Annotated in this window: 17 protein-coding genes; 11 read left to right on the forward strand and 6 right to left on the reverse strand. The window is 59.6% G+C overall.

What is annotated here, in order from left to right; translation table 11 throughout:
* Positions 1 to 89: 89 nt before the first annotated feature.
* The 6 genes from clpP (at position 90) to ACV8MC_RS16700 (ending at position 8806) form a co-directional block, all read left to right on the forward strand.
* Complete coding sequence (gene clpP, locus ACV8MC_RS16675) at positions 90 to 725, forward strand: ATP-dependent Clp endopeptidase proteolytic subunit ClpP (RefSeq protein WP_016775336.1); 636 nt, start codon at positions 90 to 92, stop codon at positions 723 to 725.
* 112 nt (positions 726 to 837) lie between these two features.
* Positions 838 to 2121: an ATP-dependent Clp protease ATP-binding subunit ClpX gene (gene clpX / locus ACV8MC_RS16680; RefSeq protein WP_016775335.1), complete on the forward strand. Its 1284-nt coding sequence runs from the start codon at positions 838 to 840 to the stop codon at positions 2119 to 2121.
* 163 nt (positions 2122 to 2284) lie between these two features.
* Entirely contained in the window at positions 2285 to 4681 is a 2397-nt protein-coding gene (gene lon / locus ACV8MC_RS16685) for an endopeptidase La (RefSeq protein WP_016775334.1), read from the forward strand.
* A 149-nt stretch (positions 4682 to 4830) separates the two neighbouring features.
* Entirely contained in the window at positions 4831 to 5103 is a 273-nt protein-coding gene (locus ACV8MC_RS16690; RefSeq protein WP_016775333.1) for an HU family DNA-binding protein, read from the forward strand.
* 227 nt (positions 5104 to 5330) lie between these two features.
* Positions 5331 to 7202 carry a SurA N-terminal domain-containing protein gene (locus tag ACV8MC_RS16695; protein WP_236168547.1) on the forward strand — a complete coding sequence of 624 codons (1872 nt, stop codon included), beginning with the start codon at positions 5331 to 5333 and terminating at the stop codon, positions 7200 to 7202.
* A gap of 749 nt (positions 7203 to 7951) precedes the next feature.
* On the forward strand, positions 7952 to 8806 hold the full coding sequence (locus ACV8MC_RS16700; RefSeq protein WP_457262678.1) for a DUF2242 domain-containing protein: 855 nt from the start codon (positions 7952 to 7954) through the stop codon (positions 8804 to 8806).
* A 326-nt stretch (positions 8807 to 9132) separates the two neighbouring features.
* Here ACV8MC_RS16700 and ACV8MC_RS16705 read toward each other — a convergent pair whose 3' ends face one another.
* Together ACV8MC_RS16705 and ACV8MC_RS16710 are read right to left on the reverse strand one after the other, a co-directional pair.
* Positions 9133 to 10173, reverse strand: coding sequence for an AraC family transcriptional regulator (locus ACV8MC_RS16705; protein ID WP_095182107.1), 1041 nt, complete (start codon positions 10171 to 10173; stop codon positions 9133 to 9135).
* A 3-nt stretch (positions 10174 to 10176) separates the two neighbouring features.
* Positions 10177 to 11307 carry a nitrilase-related carbon-nitrogen hydrolase gene (locus ACV8MC_RS16710; protein ID WP_310217004.1) on the reverse strand — a complete coding sequence of 377 codons (1131 nt, stop codon included), beginning with the start codon at positions 11305 to 11307 and terminating at the stop codon, positions 10177 to 10179.
* Between the two features lie 208 nt (positions 11308 to 11515).
* On the opposite strand from ACV8MC_RS16710, the gene ACV8MC_RS16715 reads away from it, so the two are divergent.
* The gene (locus tag ACV8MC_RS16715; RefSeq protein ID WP_056788766.1) at positions 11516 to 13555 is read left to right on the forward strand and encodes an NADPH-dependent 2,4-dienoyl-CoA reductase; all 2040 of its coding nucleotides are present in this window, start codon (positions 11516 to 11518) and stop codon (positions 13553 to 13555) included.
* 125 nt (positions 13556 to 13680) lie between these two features.
* Positions 13681 to 14604, forward strand: coding sequence for a 1-aminocyclopropane-1-carboxylate deaminase/D-cysteine desulfhydrase (locus ACV8MC_RS16720; RefSeq protein ID WP_252876589.1), 924 nt, complete (start codon positions 13681 to 13683; stop codon positions 14602 to 14604).
* 141 nt (positions 14605 to 14745) lie between these two features.
* On the opposite strand, the gene ACV8MC_RS16725 is transcribed toward ACV8MC_RS16720, so the two are convergent.
* Positions 14746 to 15201 carry a hypothetical protein gene (locus ACV8MC_RS16725; protein ID WP_457262681.1) on the reverse strand — a complete coding sequence of 152 codons (456 nt, stop codon included), beginning with the start codon at positions 15199 to 15201 and terminating at the stop codon, positions 14746 to 14748.
* A gap of 10 nt (positions 15202 to 15211) precedes the next feature.
* On the opposite strand from ACV8MC_RS16725, the gene ACV8MC_RS16730 reads away from it, so the two are divergent.
* A complete protein-coding gene (locus ACV8MC_RS16730; RefSeq protein WP_143498023.1) occupies positions 15212 to 15553 on the forward strand; it encodes a hypothetical protein in 342 nt (113 codons plus the stop codon).
* An 86-nt stretch (positions 15554 to 15639) separates the two neighbouring features.
* Here the strand turns inward: ACV8MC_RS16730 and phnX are convergent, their stop codons facing one another.
* Both phnX and ACV8MC_RS16740 read right to left on the reverse strand, forming a co-directional pair.
* The gene (gene phnX / locus ACV8MC_RS16735) at positions 15640 to 16467 is read right to left on the reverse strand and encodes a phosphonoacetaldehyde hydrolase (RefSeq protein WP_095182103.1); all 828 of its coding nucleotides are present in this window, start codon (positions 16465 to 16467) and stop codon (positions 15640 to 15642) included.
* 143 nt (positions 16468 to 16610) lie between these two features.
* Positions 16611 to 17720 carry a 2-aminoethylphosphonate--pyruvate transaminase gene (locus ACV8MC_RS16740; RefSeq protein ID WP_024013452.1) on the reverse strand — a complete coding sequence of 370 codons (1110 nt, stop codon included), beginning with the start codon at positions 17718 to 17720 and terminating at the stop codon, positions 16611 to 16613.
* A 113-nt stretch (positions 17721 to 17833) separates the two neighbouring features.
* Between ACV8MC_RS16740 and ACV8MC_RS16745 the strand changes: the two genes are divergently transcribed.
* The gene (locus ACV8MC_RS16745) at positions 17834 to 18694 is read left to right on the forward strand and encodes a LysR substrate-binding domain-containing protein (RefSeq protein ID WP_305381118.1); all 861 of its coding nucleotides are present in this window, start codon (positions 17834 to 17836) and stop codon (positions 18692 to 18694) included.
* Positions 18695 to 18790: 96 nt separating this feature from the next.
* On the opposite strand, the gene ACV8MC_RS16750 is transcribed toward ACV8MC_RS16745, so the two are convergent.
* On the reverse strand, positions 18791 to 19663 hold the full coding sequence (locus ACV8MC_RS16750) for a LysR family transcriptional regulator (RefSeq protein ID WP_095182100.1): 873 nt from the start codon (positions 19661 to 19663) through the stop codon (positions 18791 to 18793).
* Positions 19664 to 19934: 271 nt separating this feature from the next.
* Here ACV8MC_RS16750 and ACV8MC_RS16755 point away from each other — a divergent pair, with 271 nt between their 5' ends.
* Positions 19935 to 21260 (forward strand): MFS transporter, encoded by a 1326-nt coding sequence (locus tag ACV8MC_RS16755; protein WP_016775327.1) that lies wholly within the window; start codon positions 19935 to 19937, stop codon positions 21258 to 21260.
* The last annotated feature ends 67 nt before the right edge of the window (positions 21261 to 21327 follow it).

Consider the following 21327-nt stretch of genomic DNA (forward strand, 5'->3'; position numbering starts at 1 on the left):
ATTTTGCGTTAGAAGTGCACACCATAAGCCAGCTCTCGAGCTGGCTTATGCGTATTCAAGACATAACTATTTGGGAGCGACTGCAGAGCATGTTCCGTAATTCTTATATTCAGCAGAACTCTGATATCCAGGCCGCCGGCGGCCTGGTCCCGATGGTTGTCGAGCAGTCCGCTCGTGGCGAACGTGCCTACGACATCTACTCGCGCCTGCTCAAGGAGCGAGTGATCTTTCTGGTGGGCCCGGTAGAGGACTACATGGCCAACCTGATCTGTGCGCAACTGCTGTTCCTTGAAGCGGAAAACCCGGACAAGGACATCCATCTGTACATCAACTCGCCGGGCGGTTCGGTGACTGCCGGCATGTCGATCTACGACACCATGCAGTTCATCAAGCCGAACGTATCGACCACCTGCATCGGTCAGGCCTGCAGCATGGGCGCATTTCTGCTCACCGCAGGTGCTCCGGGCAAGCGTTTCTGCCTGCCGAACTCGCGCGTGATGATTCACCAGCCACTGGGCGGTTTCCAGGGCCAGGCGTCGGACATCGAAATCCACGCCAAGGAAATCCTCTTCATCCGCGAGCGTCTGAACATGCTGATGGCCAAGCACAGCGGCCGTACTCTGGAAGAAATCGAGCGCGATACCAATCGCGACAACTTCATGAGTGCTGAAGCTGCGAAGGAATACGGCCTGATCGACGAAGTGATCAACCAGCGTCCAGCTTAATATAAGCAGCGCAAAACAGGCCTGATCGGCATGTCCGATCAGCGGCGGGCTTGAAAAAGCCCGCAATAGCCTTCATCTTGTGTTGCAAGCCTATCGGATTTGGATCGAACGAATGACTGACACCCGCAACGGCGAGGACAACGGCAAGCTGCTCTATTGCTCCTTCTGTGGCAAAAGCCAGCATGAAGTGCGCAAATTGATTGCCGGCCCCTCGGTCTTTATCTGCGACGAGTGCGTCGACCTGTGCAATGACATCATCCGCGAGGAGGTGCAGGAAGCACAGGCCGAAAGCAGCGCGCATAAATTGCCTTCGCCTAAAGAAATCAGCGGCATCCTTGACCAGTACGTCATTGGTCAGGAGCGTGCGAAAAAGGTTTTGGCCGTAGCGGTGTACAACCACTACAAGCGCCTGAACCAGCGTGACAAAAAGGCTGACGACGTCGAACTCGGCAAGAGCAACATCCTGCTGATCGGCCCGACAGGCTCCGGTAAAACCCTGCTGGCTGAAACACTGGCCCGCTTGCTGAACGTTCCGTTCACCATTGCCGACGCAACCACCCTCACTGAGGCCGGTTACGTGGGTGAAGATGTCGAGAACATCATTCAGAAGCTGCTGCAGAAGTGCGATTACGACGTAGAGAAAGCCCAGATGGGCATTGTCTACATCGATGAAATCGACAAGATTTCCCGCAAGTCCGACAACCCGTCGATCACCCGCGATGTTTCCGGTGAAGGCGTGCAGCAGGCCTTGCTCAAGTTGATCGAAGGCACGGTCGCTTCGGTACCGCCGCAAGGTGGCCGCAAGCATCCGCAGCAGGAATTCCTGCAGGTCGACACCCGTAACATCCTGTTCATCTGCGGTGGTGCGTTCTCCGGCCTGGAAAAGGTCATTCAGAACCGTTCCACCAAAGGCGGCATCGGCTTTAACGCCGAAGTGCGCAGCAAGGAAGAGGGTAAGAAGGTTGGAGAATCCCTGCGTGAAGTCGAGCCTGACGATCTGGTCAAGTTCGGTCTGATCCCGGAATTCGTCGGTCGTCTGCCGGTCCTGGCGACACTGGATGAGCTCGACGAGGCTGCGCTGATGCAAATCCTCACCGAGCCGAAAAATGCTCTGACCAAACAGTATGCCAAGCTGTTCGAGATGGAAGGCGTGGATCTGGAATTCCGTTCCGACGCGCTGAAATCGGTCGCCAAGCGTGCGCTGGAACGTAAAACCGGTGCCCGTGGCCTGCGTTCGATTCTCGAAGGTGTATTGCTCGACACGATGTATGAAATCCCCTCGCAGTCCGAGGTGAGCAAAGTCGTGATCGATGAAAGCGTGATCGAAGGCAAGTCCAAGCCACTGTATATCTACGAAAACAGTGAGCCGACGGCCAAGGCAGCGCCGGACGCGTAAGCGTCCACCGCGCCGCAACAAGGAAGGGGCCTTCGGGCCTCTTTTTTTTTATGTCGATTTTTACACCCGCTTTGCGCTTGTTTTTTTTCGAGGCAGCCCCCATCTTGGTTTCAAGCTTAATTCCATCTGATTACGGCCATACGGCCGCCGTAGAGGCGAAATCATGAAGACAACCATCGAATTGCCTCTCCTGCCATTGCGTGATGTCGTGGTTTATCCGCACATGGTTATCCCGCTGTTCGTGGGGCGCGAGAAATCCATCGAAGCCCTCGAGGCAGCGATGACGGGTGACAAGCAGATTCTGCTGCTGGCCCAGAGAAACCCGGCTGACGATGATCCCGGTGAAGACGCTCTCTATCGCGTAGGTACGATTGCCACGGTACTGCAACTGCTGAAGCTGCCTGATGGCACCGTCAAGGTTCTGGTCGAAGGCGAGCAGCGTGGTACTGTCGAGCGCTTCAGCGAAGTCGATGGCCACTGCCGCGCCGAAGTCTCGTTGATCGAAGAAGTCGACGCCGCTGAGCGCGAGTCGGAAGTCTTCGTGCGCACGCTGCTGTCGCAGTTCGAACAATACGTTCAGCTGGGCAAGAAGGTTCCGGCTGAAGTCCTGTCGTCGCTCAACAGCATCGATGAGCCCGGTCGTCTGGTCGACACCATGGCCGCGCACATGGCGCTGAAAATCGAGCAGAAGCAGGAAATCCTCGAGATCATCGATCTGTCGGCGCGTGTCGAGCACGTGCTGGCGCTGCTGGATGCCGAAATCGACCTGCTCCAGGTTGAAAAACGCATTCGCGGTCGCGTCAAAAAGCAAATGGAGCGCAGCCAGCGCGAGTACTACCTGAATGAGCAGATGAAGGCCATTCAGAAAGAACTCGGTGACGGCGACGAAGGCCACAACGAAATCGAAGAGCTGAAAAAGCGCATCGATGCTGCCGGCTTGCCGAAAGACGCGCTGGCCAAGGCCACCGCTGAGCTGAACAAGCTCAAGCAGATGTCGCCGATGTCAGCTGAAGCCACTGTGGTGCGTTCCTACATCGACTGGCTGGTGCAGGTGCCGTGGAAGGCGCAGAGCAAAGTACGCCTCGACCTGGCCCGTGCAGAAGACATTCTCGACGCCGATCACTACGGCCTCGAAGAGGTCAAGGAGCGAATCCTTGAATACCTCGCCGTGCAGAAGCGCGTGAAGAAAATCCGTGGCCCGGTGTTGTGCCTGGTTGGTCCTCCAGGTGTGGGTAAGACCTCGCTGGCGGAATCGATAGCACACGCCACCAATCGCAAATTCGTACGTATGGCCTTGGGCGGCGTGCGTGACGAAGCGGAAATTCGTGGTCACCGCCGGACCTACATCGGTTCGATGCCGGGAAGATTGATTCAAAAGATGACAAAAGTGGGCGTACGCAACCCGCTGTTCCTGCTCGATGAAATCGACAAGATGGGCAGCGACATGCGTGGCGACCCGGCGTCGGCGTTGCTGGAAGTGCTCGACCCCGAGCAAAACCACAACTTCAACGATCACTATCTTGAAGTCGATTACGACCTGTCCGATGTGATGTTCCTGTGCACCTCGAACTCGATGAACATCCCGCCAGCGCTGCTGGACCGGATGGAAGTCATCCGTCTGCCGGGTTACACCGAAGACGAGAAGATCAACATCGCTGTGAAATACCTCTCGCCGAAACAGATCGCCGCCAATGGTCTGAAGAAGGGCGAGCTGGAGTTCGATGAGGAAGCGATTCGCGACATCATCCGTTATTACACCCGTGAAGCGGGCGTGCGGGGGCTCGAGCGACAGATCGCCAAGGTCTGCCGCAAGGCAGTCAAAGAGCATGCGCTGGAAAAACGCTTCTCGGTAAAAGTGACAGCTGACCTGCTCGAGCATTTCCTCGGCGTGCGCAAGTTCCGCTACGGCCTGGCCGAGCAGCAGGATCAGGTGGGGCAGGTGACTGGCCTGGCGTGGACTCAGGTTGGCGGTGAATTGCTGACTATCGAAGCCGCAGTGATTCCGGGTAAAGGTCAACTGATCAAGACCGGTTCGCTGGGTGATGTGATGGTCGAATCGATCACTGCCGCACAGACCGTTGTGCGCAGCCGCGCCAAGAGTCTGGGCATCCCGCTGGACTTCCACGAGAAGCGCGACACGCACATTCACATGCCGGAAGGTGCTACGCCGAAAGACGGCCCAAGTGCTGGCGTCGGTATGTGCACGGCGTTGGTTTCGGCATTGACCGGTATTCCGGTGCGCGCCGATGTCGCCATGACCGGTGAGATCACTCTGCGTGGGCAAGTGCTGGCAATTGGCGGTTTGAAAGAAAAACTGCTGGCGGCTCACCGCGGCGGAATCAAGATTGTGATTATTCCGGAAGAAAACGTCCGCGATCTGAAGGAGATTCCTGACAATATCAAGCAGGATCTGCAGATCAAGCCGGTTAAATGGATTGACGAGGTCCTGCAAATTGCGCTGCAATACGCGCCGGAGCCCTTGCCGGATGTGGCTCCGGAGATAGTTGCCAAGGACGAAAAACGCGAGTCTGATGCCAAGGAAAGAATTAGCACGCATTAATACGTTTTAGCCTGGGGGGCTTTCCTTGACAGCATTTTAGAGCCCTTGTTATAAAGCGGCTCTTAAGTGTCTGTAGGCCATTCAGCACTCGTTTTTGCTTTCACCAAAAAACTTAGAAACATCTCAAAATAGATATAAGGGGACTTAGAGTGAACAAGTCGGAACTGATTGATGCTATCGCTGCATCCGCTGATATCCCGAAAGCTGCTGCTGGCCGTGCGCTGGACGCTGTAATCGAATCCGTCACTGGCGCTCTGAAGGCTGGCGACTCCGTTGTTCTGGTTGGTTTCGGTACTTTCTCCGTGACTGACCGTCCGGCTCGTACCGGTCGCAACCCGCAAACTGGCAAGTCTCTGGAAATCCCGGCTGCCAAGAAGCCAGGTTTCAAAGCCGGTAAAGCGCTGAAAGAAGCTGTTAACTGAGTTTCCAGGTTTTTACCCATCCGGGTCGGGGTCAAGCCTGACTTGGCAGCGGAGCGGTAGAACAGGTGGCTGAAAGAGCTACCTGTAACGCCGGGATCGAGGGTTCGAGCCCTGTCCGCTCCGCCAGTTACGAGAAGGCGCATCCTCGGATGCGCCTTTCTTCTATCCGGATTCTACCCACGCTCCACGGTTGCCTAAATTGAAGTTCAACCGTTTCTGGGGGACGCATGCTGCAAAATATCAGGGACAATTCACAAGGCTGGATTGCCAAGACCATTATCGGGGTCATCGTTGCACTGATGGCCCTGACCGGTTTCGATGCCATTTTCCAGGCCACGACTCACAAGAACGAGGCGGCCAAGGTCAACGGTGACGAAATCAGCCAGAACGAGCTGAGCCAGGCCGTTGATATGCAACGCCGTCAGCTGATGCAACAACTGGGCAAGGACTTCGATGCGTCCTTGCTCGACGAAAAAATGCTCCGCGAATCGGCTCTCAAGGGCTTGATCGACCGTAAGTTGCTGCTGCAAGGCGCGGAACAGGCGAAGTTCTCGTTCTCCGAAGCCGCGCTGGATCAAGTGATCCTGCAAACGCCTGAATTCCAGGTCGACGGCAAGTTCAGCTCCGAGCGCTTCGACCAGGTGATTCGTCAACTGGGCTACAGCCGCATGCAGTTCCGTCAGATGCTGGCTCAGGAAATGCTTATCGGCCAGTTGCGCGCTGGTGTTGCCGGCAGCGGTTTCGTCACCGACGCCGAAGTGCTGGCTTTTGCCCGTCTGGAAAAACAGACCCGTGATTTCGCCACTCTTAACGTCAAGGCCGACCCGGCTGCGGTCAAGCTGACCGATGACGAGGTCAAGGCTTACTACGACGAGCACGCCAAGGAATTCATGACGCCGGATCAGGTGATCATCGATTACGTCGAGCTGAAGAAATCGTCGTTCTTCGATCAGGTTGCGGTCAAGGATGAAGATCTTGAGGCGGCTTACCAGAAAGAGATCGCCAACCTGTCGGAACAGCGTCGTGCCGCGCACATCCTCATCGAAGTGAACGACAAGACTACCGAAGCGCAGGCAAAGGCGAAGATCGACGAAGTCCAGGCGCGTCTGGCCAAGGGCGAGAAGTTCGAAGCGTTGGCCAAGGAGTTCTCGCAGGATCCGGGTTCCGCCAACAATGGTGGTGACCTTGGTTATGCCGGTCCTGGCGTTTACGACCCGGCTTTCGAAAAAGCGCTGTACTCCTTGTCGAAAGACCAGGTGTCCGAGCCGATTCGTACCGACTTCGGTTATCACCTGATCAAGCTGTTGGGCGTGGAAGCGCCTGAAGTGCCGACCCTGGCCAGCCTGAAAGACAAGCTGACCCGCGAGCTGAAAGCCGCTCAGGTCGAGCAGCGTTTTGTTGAGGCGACCAAACAACTGGAAGACTCGGCGTTCGAAGCTTCTGACCTGGCGCAGCCAGCAGCAGATCTGAAACTGACCGTGCATACTTCCAAGCCGTTCGGCCGTGAAGGTGGCGAAGGTGTTGCAGCCAACCGTGCCGTGGTCACTGCCGCGTTCAGTCCGGAAGTGATTGATGAAGGTGCCAACAGCACCGCCATCGAGCTGGACCCGGAAACCGTGATCGTGCTGCGCGCCAAGGAGCATCTCAAGCCTGCGCAATTGCCACTGGAAAGCGTGAGCGCGGCGATCCGCACTCAGTTGACCAAGGAGCACGCCAGTGCCGAGGCCAAGACCCGCGCCGAGAAGCTGATCGCTGATCTGCGCGACGGCAAGGCGCCGCTGGACAAGGCCATTGACGGTCAGAACTGGAAGATCACCGAAGCGGCCACCCGTGGTCAGGAAGGGGTTGATCCGGCTGTGCTGCAGGCACTGTTCCGTATGCCGAAGCCGGCTGCCAAGGACAAGCCGACGTTCTCCAGCGTTACCTTGCCGGATGGCAGCCTGATGGTGGTGCGCCTCAACGGTGTTAACGAAGCTGCTGCGCCTACTGATGAAGAGAAGGCGCAATATCGTCGCTTCCTGGCTTCCCGTGAAGGGCAGCAGGACTTTGCGGCGTATCGCAAGCAACTGGAAGCTGAGGCGAAGATCGAGCGGTTCTGATCTTTTGACTGACGTTTGAAGGAGCCCCGGCCTGATGGTCGGGGCTTTTTTGTTTTTGGTGGCTTGGCGGCCTTTGGGCCGGCCATGCTCTGGGTGGTTTGGGTGAATATCCGTTTCTTCGGGTGCGGCGGCTGGCGGTTTCGCCCTTACGGCGAGGCACTTTTTCCAGACGCCGAAAAAGTACCCAAAAAGGCTTGCTCCTACGTTCGGCCCTCGCAGGCTCGGGTTCCTTCGCTGCGGGATCGATCCGGGCGCAGCGGCTCCGGTTTGCTTCGCTGCACCTCCTTCCGCTGTGTCTGGCTGCGCCAGACGGTCGCTGCGCTCCCACGCCCGGATCAATCCCTCCACTCAGCCTTCCGATGTCGCCGGTGGATCAAAAGCAAGATCAAAAGCACTCGAGCTTGCGCTCATTGTTGAGTGGGGCGGCTTTGCCGCGGGCAGCTGCGCTGCTTTGCTTTTGCTTTTGTGGGAGCGAGCCTGCTCGCGAAGGCGGCTTGGCAGCCGACCTGATCTTGAGTTTTTACCTTTCTTTTGCTTTAGAACACGCCGGTCGGTTCTGGGGTGTTATGGCCGTCGAGCCGACAAGCCATGGCGAAATTGCGCGCGTTGATCGATCATTTGTCCACGCGGCTTTTTCCTGACGGCCATGACCGGTAAAGTTGTAACCGATTCTTGACACTATTCCATGCGCCATGGGGCAACGATCTGTTGCACAATACGCCCCGGACTGTTTTCCCTCAGGATGTTCAATGTTGATTTCCACTCCCATGCGTGTTGTCGGGCTGGCGCTGTTATTGACTGCGGTGGCCGGTTGTTCGAAGGACAAGCCGATCTATGAGCATGAGAACTTCGATGACTCCGGCACCTTTTCGCGCAATTACCCGGTAACCGACACCGCCAGTTGCGAAGCGGCCCGGCGCGCGTTGCTCAGTCAGGGCTACATCATTACCAGCAGTGATCCGAAGCTGGTCAGCGGGCACAAGAGCTTCCAGCAGACCGGCGAGACGCACCTCGAGATCAGCTTCAACGTGGTCTGCGCCGAAGATGGCAGCGCCGGGCATCATGCGACGGTGTTCGCCAACGCCTTGCAGGACCGTTATGCGCTGAAGAAGACCAACAACTCGGCCAGCCTCGGGGTTGGTGTGTTGGGCTCGGTGTCGATGCCGATCGGCTCCTCGGACGACTCGATGGTCAAGGTCGCCAGTGAGACGGTCATTGCGCAGAAGTTCTACGAGCGTTTCTTCACGCTGGTGGAGCAGTTCCTGCCCGCCGATGCGAAGAAAGCTGCACACATCGAAGAAAAGCCGAAAACCGATCTTGGTGTGCCAGAACCAAAAGCGGCACCTGCACCTGCGCCTCTGGCGCCGACACCTGCAGCGGAACCGGTCCCCGTGCCGGCTGCGGAAACTGCACCGGCCCCGGTTGAAACCGCGCCAGTGAGTTCCGAGCCGGTGGTACCGCCAGCGGAGTCGACGCCGATTACGCCTGCGCCAGCGCCCGTGGAAGAGCCAGCGCCGGCCAGCGAAACCATCACCCCGCCGACCAACCCGGATATTCCGCCACCATCCGAGCCGATTCCGGCGATGCCTGCGTCGGGCCAATAAGAAACCAAGCGAAACCCTGTGGGAGCAAGCCTGCTCGCTCCCACAGTGGTTTTCGGGTTGGCTTAAAATCTGGTTACACACCTGCGGCATCATCGCCGCGATAAATCCCCAACCACCTGCTACGTTTTATTCATGAAGGCAGCGTTTCACTTTTCCTTCACACGGGCACTTTATGCTCGGGGCACAGGTCGATTGATCAGGCCATTTTCATAGCGAGCAGTTGGGGGATTCATACGATGGATGAGTATCAGGAAGAACTGCTTGAATACCAGGCCTTTGAACTGGATCAACCAGAACCGGCTGACGACGCGACGGAACTCTGAGCTTCAGGCCCCCGAGCGGTAATTTCGTCGGGATTCGCCGGGCGTCTGCCCGCTCCAGCGCTTGAATGCGCGCTGGAAGGCTTCAGCTGAGGCGAAGCCCAGCAGGTAGGCGATTTCGCCGAATGCCAATTCGGTGTCGCGGATGTAGGTCATCGCCAGGTCGCGGCGTGTGTCATTGAGGATCGCGCGAAATTGCGTGCCTTCCTCAGTGAGCTTGCGGCGCAAGGTCCAGGTCGGCAGTTTCAGGCGTGCCGCGACTTCTTCTAGATCCGGCTCGCGGCCGCCATTGAGCAGCGGGCCGAGCAATTGGGTGATGCGCTCGCGCAAACTGCGGGTGCGGGTCAGTTGTTCCAGCTCCCGCTCGCACAATTGCAGCAGATGTCGCCAGGTGCTCGGGCAGTGTTCAGGGTTGCGCAGGGCGAGGCTGCTCAGGCTCAGGCGCAGTTGGTTGCGCTCGGCGCTGAACTGGATCGGGCATTCACCGAGCATTGTGTAGGCGTCGCGGTAATCCGGCGCTTCGAATTCGATTTCGATTCGCTCGGCGCGTAACGTTTCGCCGCACAGGCTCGACAACTGATGCAGCCAGCCAGCGAGGATCGAGTCGACCACGAAGCGGTTATAGGTGTTGTACGGGCTGATCGAGTAGAAGCGCAGCCACGCACCGTTGGCGTCTTCGTGGAAACTGGACTGCCCGCGATAGTTCGAGCCGTAAAGCGGCTCGAAGCGCGTCAGGCAGCGGGCCGCTTCACGCACGGTGGGTGCTTGCGCCGCAGTGATGCCGGCCAGACCGGCCTGATTCAAGCGGATCATCCGGCCCATGCGCAGGCCCAGAGCCGGGTCGCCGGTGAGTTGAATCGCCGCATGGCCGAGGCGCATGTAACGCGGGATCGACAAGCGCGCCCCGGCCTCGGCCAGTCGCGCGGCATCAAGGCCATATTGTTCAAGCAGAGGCAGCGGATCGACGTCGTGGCTGCGCACGGCATCGGCCAGACTATGGACGACGCCCACTGACAGATCCCCGAGGCGCATCGGCTGTGGCTTCATGGTTTACAGCCAGACGTTCAGCAAGCGCGCACCACGGGCCTCGCCATCGGCGAACTGCTGGCCGTTGCTGCTGAGGAAGCTTGTGCCGGTACTCGACTTGTCCCAGAACTGCCCGCGCATGAACACACTGACGCCGGCAATCGCGCGGCTGCTCGGTGGTTGTGCGGTGAGGGTCAGTCGGTGCCAGGCCTGACCTTCACTGAGGTCGCCGGGCTTGAGGCTGACCGAGCCCGGCGTGCTCGAGCCCTTGTAGCCACGCCATGGCTTGTCCCAGGCGCCTTGGCCGATAACCTGCGCCGGCACGGCCACCAGTTGCGCGCCTTGCTCATCGAGGGTGCGGTAGTTGCCGGGGTACCAGCTGTCACTGCCGATCAGGATGCCCAGGCGTCCGGCCGGTGTGTCGACGACCTGTATGGCGTGTTTGTCTTCGGCCTGAATCACACCTTGCTGATCAAAGATCGGATGCATCTGCCGCTGCGGCTGGCCCAACGGTACGCCGTCGCGACCAAACACCACGCTGCTGTTGAACAGGGCGCCGCTGCCGGGCTTGAGCCGGCCGTCGCGGATGCTTGGCTCCGGCAGCACGATGGAGCCGGCCACCAGGGTGACCTGGAACTCTTTGGCCAGACCGCCGAACAGCGCCTGGTAATCCTTGGCCATGGCCTTCGCTTTCATCCGCAGATAAGCATCGTCCAGCCGTTGCTCGCCCTTGGCCCGCAGCCACGCTCGGGCAAACAGCAGTGGATTGCTCGCCGCCAGCCAGTTCATCGCCTCCGCCAGGGTCGGCGCCTGATAAAGCTCGTCTTTCTCGCCGCTGACCATCAGCCAGGTGCCGACGTGCTCGGGCAACACCACCACGGTTTTTTCGTTGAGCAAGCCCTGATCGCGCGCCTGCTGCAGATACGCCGCGAGTTTGCGGTGCAGGCGTGCGGAGCTTTGGTAATCGGTGGGGAACAGTTCGGGCTGGATGCCGAGCAGATTGCCGCGGTCGCCGGGCGTGCCCTGATTGACGGCGAGCTTGATGCGCAGGTCCGACAGGTAATGCCCCGCCGGCCGGTCTGCCGCCCACATGGCGTAGGTGGTCAGGGCGGCAACGAGGGCCATGGAGAAAAACAGATACAGAAGTTTGCGCATGAAAACCAACAACAGCCGGGTACAGGATGTGCCGACTAGGGTAGGGCCCATGGCCCGGGTTGCCAAGGGGCGCTGTGCATTTGGATCAATAACTTGTCAGTTACGGTCATTGAGTGACAGCGGTGCGACTCTTAGTCTGTCGAACATGACTGACGGGGGACGCAGAGCTCCCGCAATTTTTCCGTGATCGCTCGTTGTGGAGTTACCGATGACCGCCGCTCATTACCCGCATCTGCTGGCCCCGCTGGACCTGGGATTCACCACGCTGCGCAACCGCACCCTGATGGGCTCGATGCACACTGGCCTTGAAGAAAAGCCGGGTGGCTTCGAACGCATGGCGGCGTACTTCGCCGAACGTGCCCGTGGCGGTGTCGGCCTGATGGTCACCGGCGGCATCGGCCCGAATGACGAGGGCGGCGTGTATTCCGGCGCGGCCAAGCTCACTACCGAGGAAGAGGCGCTCAAGCACCGCATCGTCACTCGCGCGGTGCACGAGGCAGGCGGCAAGATCTGCATGCAGATTCTTCACGCCGGGCGTTACGCCTACAGCCCGAAACAGGTAGCACCGAGCGCGATTCAGGCGCCGATCAACCCGTTCAAGCCCAAAGAGCTGGACGAAGAGGGCATCGAAAAGCAGATCAGTGATTTCGTCACCTGCTCGGTATTGGCGCAAACCGCCGAATACGACGGCGTCGAGATCATGGGCTCGGAAGGTTACTTCATTAACCAGTTCCTCGCCGCGCACACGAATCACCGCACCGACCGCTGGGGTGGCAGCTACGAAAACCGCATGCGCCTGCCGGTAGAAATTGTCCGTCGTGTGCGCGAAGCGGTCGGGCCGAATTTCATCATCATCTTCCGCCTGTCGATGCTCGATTTGGTCGAAGGTGGCAGCACCTGGGATGAAATCGTCATGCTGGCCAAAGCCATCGAGCAGGCCGGTGCGACCATCATCAACACTGGTATCGGCTGGCACGAAGCGCGGATTCCGACCATCGCCACCAAGGTTCCGCGTGCAGCGTTCAGCAAGGTCACGGCCAAGTTGCGCGGCTCGGTGAGCATCCCGCTGATCACCACCAACCGCATCAATACCCCGGAAATTGCCGAGCAGATTCTTGCCGAGGGCGATGCCGACATGGTCTCCATGGCCCGACCATTCCTCGCCGATCCGGACTTCGTCAACAAAGCCGCCGAAGGCCGCGCCGACGAAATCAACACCTGCATCGGCTGCAACCAGGCGTGCCTCGACCACACCTTTGGCGGCAAGCTCACCAGTTGCCTGGTCAACCCGCGCGCCTGCCACGAAACCGAACTCAATTACCTGCCGGTGCAGCAGATCAAGAAAATCGCCGTGGTCGGTGCCGGCCCTGCCGGCTTGTCTGCCGCCACCGTAGCCGCCGAGCGCGGTCATCAGGTGACGTTGTTCGATTCGGCCAGTGAGATTGGTGGCCAGTTCAACATTGCCAAGCGCGTGCCGGGCAAGGAAGAGTTTTTCGAAACCCTGCGCTACTTCAACCGCAAGCTGCAAACCACCAATGTCGAGGTGTGCCTGAACACCCGCGTCGACGTGGCCAAGTTGGTTGAGGGCGGCTACGACGAAATCATTCTCGCCACTGGTATCGCCCCGCGCGTGCCGGCGATTCCGGGCATCGAAAATGCCAAGGTGCTGAGTTATCTGGATGTGATCCTCGAGCGCAAACCGGTCGGCAAGCGTGTCGCGGTAATCGGTGCTGGCGGGATCGGTTTCGATGTCTCGGAATTTCTCGTTCATCAAGGCGTAGCCACCAGTCTGGATCGCGCGGCGTTCTGGAAAGAGTGGGGCATCGACACGCAACTGGAGGCCCGTGGTGGTGTGGCGGGAATCAAAGCGGCACCGCATGCGCCGGCCCGTGAGGTGTTCCTGTTGCAGCGCAAGAAAACCAAGGTCGGCGACGGTCTGGGCAAAACCACCGGCTGGATTCATCGCACCGGTCTGAAGAACAAGCAGGTGCAGATGCTCAACAGCGTCGAATACCTGAGCATCGATGACCAAGGCTTGCACATTCGCATCGGCGAATCCGGCGAGCCGCAACTGCTGGCAGTGGACAACATCGTGATCTGCGCGGGGCAGGATCCGTTGCGTGAATTGCACGACGGTCTGGTTGAAGCCGGGCAGAACGTGCACTTGATCGGCGGCGCGGATGTGGCGGCGGAGCTGGACGCCAAGCGGGCGATCAATCAAGGTTCGCGGCTGGCGGCTGAGTTGTAAACACATTCTGTAGGAGCTGCCGAAGGCTGCGATCTGTTGATCCTGATTTCAAAAGCAAGATCAAAAGATCGCAGCCTGCGGCAGCTCCTACTAGTATGTGGTCTTTTCCAGATTGTGCAGTGCCCATGCTTTTGCCTCCCCCCAACTGGCTACCCCCGGCCCCTCTCGAACCGCTCCATCTGGACTGGCTTGCAGCTGCCGGCATCGAGGTTGCGATCCTGCGCCTGGACCGCATCGACCCGCTGATCAGCGGCAACAAGTGGTTCAAACTCGTCGAACACCTCAAAGCCGCCGAGCGTGCCGGCGCCGAGGGCATCACCAGCCTCGGCGGTGCGCATTCCAATCACCTGCATGCGCTGGCGGCGGCGGGCAAGCGGCTGGGTTTCAAAACCGTGGGACTGCTGCGCGGGCACCCGCAGGACACGCCGACAGTGCGGGATCTGCAAGCGTTCGGCATGCAGTTGCATTGGCTGGGTTACGCCGGCTATCGCGCGCGGCACGAAGCGGGATTCTGGGTACCGTGGCACGCGCAATATCCGACGCTGCATGCAGTGCCCGAGGGCGGTGGTGGCGTGGCCGGCGCACTGGGTTGCGCAGCGATCAGGCAGCAAGCCGAAGAGCAATTGGCCAAGCTCGGCTGGGATGATTTCGACGCCTGGTGGCTGGCCTGTGGCACCGGCACGACACTGGCCGGGCTGGCGCTCGCCGAGAAAGGCAAGCGCGCGGTGTACGGCGCTCTGGCAGTGCCGGATGATCACGGCGTAGCGCCGAACATCGAGTCGATCCTCGCGCCCGCCACCGAGCATGCGGCGGGCTATCAACTGATCGACGCCAGCCGTGGTGGTTTCGCCAAAGTTGACGAGGCGTTGCTGACCTTCATCGATCAGACCGAGCAAACCAGCGGCATCCCTTTGGAACCGCTGTACACCGGCAAGGCCTTGCTGGCGCTCAAGCAGCATGTCGAAGCAGGCGAATTTGCCATCGGCACGCGTCTGATCTTTATCCACACGGGGGGCTTGCAGGGGCGACGCGGATTTGCAATGACATAGCCGATGGACGCGATCAGTACATGCCAGCGTTTCGGCGTAATGATATTTGCAACACACAAAAGTCTTATTTGTACGGTTTATTATTTCTGCTTATTTAAAGTTGTTGGTGTGCGTTGAACTGTGGGCGTAACTCTATGTTGCTTATATCTTGTAGGTTCTTTTGGTTTGAATAGTTTGTTGTGCGTGATTATTGTTGGTTCGGCTCTTTAGTTTGTTATTAAAGATCATAATTATATTTGTAAATTTGAGTGTGAATATGAAAAGTCCGATCTCCAAGCCTCGCCCCACTACCACTACACCAAAGCCAGTGGCGCCAACCAAACCCGTAGCACCGACCAAACCCGTAGCACCGACCAAACCAGTGGCACCAACCAAGCCAGTAGCACCAACCAAACCGGTAGCGCCGACCAAGCCGGTAGCGCCAACCAAGCCAGTAGCACCAACCAAACCGGTAGCGCCGACCAAGCCAGTGGCACCAACCAAACCGGTAGCGCCAACCAAGCCAGTAGCACCGACCAAACCAGTGGCGCCAACCAAACCGGTAGCCCCAACCAAACCAGTTGCGCCGACCGCACCAGTAGCGCCGGTCGATACCAAGCGTCCGCCAATGCCATGGCCGACCCTTAACATCAACATCGATCCGGTGGCCTTGATTACGCTGATTCAAACACTCGGTGCGACCGTCAATGTCGATGGTTCGACCACACTGCCTGACGGTAGCGTGGTTGACGTTGATAAGACTTCGATCAAGCGTCCCGACGGCATCATTCAATATGACGACGGCCGGGTAGAGTATCCGGACGGGCGAATCGTATGGTCTGATAATACCGTTGAATATCCGGATGGCCGTATTGTCTGGGAAGATGGTACTGAACAATTGCCTGACGGAAGCGTTAAACATCCCGATGGTAGTGCGTACGACGCAGAGGGCAACCTTGTTTCAGAGTAAGTAATAACCGGGCAATATATTTATTTAAGACAGTGCAAAAAAACACCGCTGATTGTCATGGATCAGCGGTGTTCCGGTTATCGGCCTCAGGCGTTTTGCGGCATCTCACCGTTGGCCAGACGCTTGTTGATGTCGGCGATCACTTCCGGCAGATCGCTGATGGTGTCGATCATGTAATGCGGCCGCGAACTTGCGAACAGCGCGTGGATGCGCTGGCGCTCGCTGGCCAGTTCATCGCTGCCCAGCGCGCGGAAACCCTCATAATCCAGACCCAGCGCGTTGCCCGAGCAAATCAGCGCAACCGTCCACATGCCGGCCCGGCGACCTTCGAGAATGCCCGGCACGGTGTCGTCGATCTTCACGCACGCTGCAACATCGTCGATGCCCAGAGCGATCACGTTGGCCAACGCTTGCGCCGGCCATGGACGACCGTTTGGCACTTCGTCGGTGGCGACCACGTGGTCGGCGACGTAGCCGTTGCTGGCGGCGAGTTCGACGACTTTGTCCATGACCGCTTTCGGGTAACCGGAGCAGGAACCGATCTTGATGCCTTGTGCGCGCAGTTGGGCGATGGCGTCCAGCGCGCCGGGAATCAGTGCCGAGTGCTCGGCGATTTTCTCGATCTGCAACGGCATGAAGCGGTTGTAGATAGCGGTGACGTCATCGTCGGTCGGCGTGCGACCGAATACCTTGCGATAACGCTCCGCCACTTGCGGCTGATCACAGAGGGTGCGGATGTGATCCCACTTGCCCATGCCCATCGGCCCACGGGCCTCTTCAATCGACACCTGCACATCGAACTCGGCGAAGGCTTCGACGAAGATCTGCGTCGGCGCGAACGAGCCGAAATCGACCACGGTACCGGCCCAGTCGAGGATCGCGGCTTGCAGCTTGCTTGGATTGGTGTAGTTCATGGTAATCAATTCCTGATTTGAAAATGAGATCAAAATGTGGGAGCGAGCCTGCTCGCGAAAGCGGTCTGACATCAGCGTATGTGTCGCCTGGGACGACGCTTTCGCGAGCAGGCTCGCTCCCACAGGGGGATTTTTGGTGAGGTTCAGATATCGAGCACTTCCATCTCGCGCAGCACTTCACCCACTGCTGCCACGGCCTGGCGCATTTCGTCCGGGGTGACGTGGCCGATGCAGCCGACGCGGAAGGTTTCGACCTGGGTCAGCTTGCCGGGGTAGAGGATGTAACCCTTGGCCTTGACCCGCTCATAGAAGTCCTTGAACTGGTAGCGCGGATCCTGCGGGGCATGGAACGTGGCGATGATCGGCGCCTGAATTGCCGCCGGCAGGAAGCTGCGCAAGCCGAGCTTGTTCATCTCTTCCATCAGCGCCTGACAGTTGGCCGCATAACGCGCATGCCGCGCCGGCAGACCGCCTTCTTCGCTGTATTGCAGTAGCGCTTCGTGCAGCGCCGCGACCACATGGGTGGGCGGGGTGAAGCGCCATTGCCCGGTTTTCATCATGTAGGCGTGCTGGTCGTACAGGTCCATCGCCAGCGAGTGCGAGTTGCCAGCCGCGGCGGCCAGCGATTCCTTGCGGGCGAAGACAAAACCCATCCCCGGTACGCCTTCCAGGCATTTGCCGGAAGCGGCAATGAGCGCGTCGAACGGTACTTTTTGCGCATCCACCGGCAACGCGCCAAAGGAGCTCATGGCGTCGATGATCAGACGTTTGCCATGTTGCGCAACGACCTCGGCGATCTCGGCCAGCGGATTGAGAATGCCGGTGCTGGTTTCGCAGTGGATCAGCGCCACGTGGGTGATGTCAGCGTCGGCGCGCAGCAAGCGGTCGACGTCAGCGGCGGTGGTCGGTTCGTCTTCGGCGGTTTCGAAGGTGCTGAACGAGCGGCCGAGCACTTCGCAGATCTTCGCCAGACGCTTGCCGTACGCGCCGTTGATCAGCACGAGGATTTTGCCGTCGCGCGGCACCAGCGTGCCGATCGCCGCTTCGACGGCGAACGTGCCACTGCCCTGTAACGGTACGCAATGGTGGCTGGCGGCGCCGTTGAGGATGGCCAGCAATTGCTCGCACAGGCTGGCGGTCAGCTGGTTGAAGCGGTCATCCCACGAACCCCAATCGACCATCATGGCCTGACGGGTGCGGGCCGAAGTGGTCAACGGGCCGGGAGTGAGCAGAATCGGTGCGGCGGTACTCATTCGGGTGTCCTCGCGAAAACGCTGTGGGATGAAGCTACGGGGCCTACGTTGCAATTCGCCGCTTCATCAATCAAATTGTTTGTTGTTATGCCAGCCATCAGTGAGGGTTATCCATGAATCTGTTTCAGCTGCGCGCCTTCGATGCCGTGGCCCGCGAAGGCAGCTTCACCCGCGCGGCTGCGCGGTTGTTCATCAGCCAGCCGGCGGTCACCGGACACATCAAGGCACTGGAAGAGCACTACCAGATCACCTTGCTGCGGCGCACCGCGCGACGGGTGGAACTGACCGAGGAGGGCACCAAACTGGCGGCGATCACCCGCGCCATGTTCGGTCTGGCGGAAGAAGCGCAGACGCTGCTCGAGGCCAATCGGCAATTGTTGACCGGGCGTCTGGAGGTGGCGGCGGATGGGCCGCACATGGTCATGCCGATGCTGGCAAGTTTGCGCGCGCGCTATCCGGGGATCACCGTCAACCTGCGTCTGGGCAATGCCCAGGAAACCCTGGCGGCGCTGTTGTCGGAACACGCCGATGTCGCGGTGCTGACCGAGGTCGAGCCGCGCAAGGGCCTGCATCTGCAAGCGCTGAGCGAATCGCGGATCTGCGCGCTGGTGCCGGCGGGGCATCGCTGGGCGAATCGCTCCGGGGAAGTGAAACTCAAGGAGCTGGACCAAGTGATCATGGTTCTGCGCGAGCCAAGTTCGATTACCCGGCGCACGTTTGACCAGGCGTGTATGCAGGCCTCGATTCAGCCGCGGGTGTTGCTGGAGCTGGACAGTCGCGAGGCGGTGACCGAAGCGGTCGCGGCCGAGTTGGGTATCGGTGTGGTGTCATCGGTGGAGGTCAGTCATGACCCGCGCGTGGTGGCGATCCCGATTGCCGGGGAAGGGCTGATGAACCGGCACATGATTGGCTGCATGGAGCGCCGGCGCGAGTTGCGCTTGATTCAGGCGTTTTTTGATCTGGCGCCAGACTGAAAACCGAGGCGACTTTTTCGCGAGCAGGCTCGCTCCCACACTACAGAGCGCGGTCCCATGTGGGAGCGAGCCTGCTCGCGAAGGGGCCAATACTGTTTACACAAGGCTCTCGCGAACCATATCAAGAAACGTCGCCACCACCCGCCGCGAACTCTGTTCGCGCAAGCACACCAGGGTTTCGGTCAGGCGCCTCGTGCAGTCGGTGATCGGCAACGCGCAGACCCGTGAGTCGGCGCCGAACTCCGCCGCTGAAACCACACCAACCCCGATCCCCACCACCACGGCTTCGCGCGCCGCTTCCCGACCTTCAACCTGAATCGCCGGGCGGATGCGCAAACCTGCGCGGGCCATTTCCTCTTCCAGGGTCTGCCGGGTCACCGAACCGGTCTCACGCAGCACCAGTGGCGTGTCATCCAGATCGGCCAGACAGATCGATTCGCGCTCGGCCCACGGATGATTGCGCGAAACGAACGCCACCATCGGATCGTTGCGCAACGGCACACACAGCAAGCGTTCATCGGTTACGTCGCGGCCGAGCAGCGCCAGATCGGCCTGATAGTTGAACAGGCGAAACAGCGATTCATCGGTATTGCCGGTTTCGATTTTCACGCTGATGCCCGGGTAGCGCTCGCAGAACCGTGCGATCTGCGGCAACACGTGGATCGGCGCGTCCACCGCGAGAATCAGGCTGCCGGTCTGCAGGGCCTGGGATTCCTGCAGCAATTCCTGCGCTTCGGCTTCGATCACGAACAGGCGCTGGGTGATCGCCAGCAGGCGCTCGCCGAGATCGGTCAGGCGTACGGAACGTTTATTGCGGTGAAACAGCAGCACGCCGAAGCGTTCTTCGAGTTTGCGCACCTGGTCGGAAATCGCCGGTTGCGTCAGATAAAGCCGCTCGGCGGCGCGGGTGAAGCTGCCATGGACGGCCACCGCGTGGAACGCTTTGAGTTGGGCGTGAGAGACAGACATGGTGGCTCCAGTAACAAGCTCGGCTTATGTGTGAAATACGATAAATCGATTTTATTTATTAAACAGTAATTGCTTTGATCGGCTCACGCCATCGCTGACTGCTCGGTCGAGCAGCAGCGCTGGCCCATGAGCCTGTGCGTGCAACAGCAGACTCATCTGACCGTTATCGCCGAAGGGAAGGGGCGGTATCGCAGTGCTCAACAATAAAAAACACAGGCGTTTTTCTTAATCGATTCTGCCGGCACACTCACACCCTGAGGTCAGAACCACCATGAACAAGCACATCGGCACCCTGGCGCGTTGGCGCGTGCAGATCTTCGCTATTACCTGGCTCGCGTACGCCGCGTTCTACTTCACCCGCAAAGCATTTTCGGTGGCCAAACTGGGCATCGCCGAAGACCCTGATTTCACCCTCGACAAAATGGCCATGGCCAACCTCGACGCGATCTATCTGGCGGCGTATGCCCTCGGACAGTTCACCTGGGGCATGCTCGCCGATCGCTTTGGCCCGCGAGTGGTGGTGCTTGGCGGTTTGCTGATATCCGCCGCTGCGGCGCTGGTGATGGGCAGTTTCGCTACATTGCCGATCTTCGCCACGTGCATGTTGATTCAAGGTCTGGCGCAGTCCACTGGCTGGTCGGGGCTGTGTAAAAACCTTGGCAGCTTCTTCCCGTCAGAGCAGCGCGGGCGCGTGCTCGGCTTGTGGAGTTCCTGTTACGCGTTTGGTGGTCTGGTCGCCTCGCCGTTCGCCGGCTGGTGGGCCTACACGCTGGTCGGCACCTGGCACGCGGCATTCATTTCCAGCGCGGCGGTGGTCGCGGTGGTGGCCGTGCTGTTCTTTATCTTCCAGCGCAACAAACCGGAAGACGTCGGCTTGCCGGCGGTGGAGCCCGAGCCGGAACTGACCGCCGAGGAAACCGCAGCCAACAGCAAACTCAGCGTGTGGGAGCCGTTGAAGGAAATCCTGCGCAACCGTACGGTGCTGGTGCTGGGCCTGGCGTATTTCCTGCTGAAACCGGCGCGTTACGCGATTCTGTTGTGGGGGCCAGTGATTGTTTTCGAGCAGATGCCCAGTGTCGGCAAGGTTGGCGCGGCGATCATTCCCACCGCGTTTGAACTGGCCGGATTGCTCGGGCCGATCATGATCGGCCTGGCCTCGGACAAACTCTTCGGCGCCCGACGCATGCCGGCCTGCGTGCTGAGTCTGCTGGCGCTGACCGTGACGCTGGCGTTGTTCATGGCTGCGCTGAACACCGGCAGCGTGTTGTTGGTCGTCGCGTTGCTGTTCGTCATGGGCCTGACGTTGTACGGCCCGGACTCGATGATCAGCGGCGCGGCCGCCATCGATTTCGGCAAGGCCAAGGCCGGTGCCACCGCCGCCGGTTTCGTCAACGGCTGCGGCTCCGTTGGCGCAGTGCTCGGCGGTTTGCTGCCGGGCTACTTCGACTCGGTGACGGTGTTCATCGTCTTCGCCGGATGCGCGCTGTTCTCGGCGCTGGTGCTGATTCCGCACTGGAACAGTCGGCCGGTCGGCGTGATGGAGCCGCGCGCGGCGATCCCCAACTGCCCGCTGAGCGTCAAACCGCTGCGTTCCTGAAACCCTTCGCCCCGTGGCCTGCTGCGCGGTGCGCGGCAGGCTGCGTCGTGGCTTTCTGACTGGAGAT

This window comes from Pseudomonas sp. PK-RTE-24 (assembly GCF_054052265.1).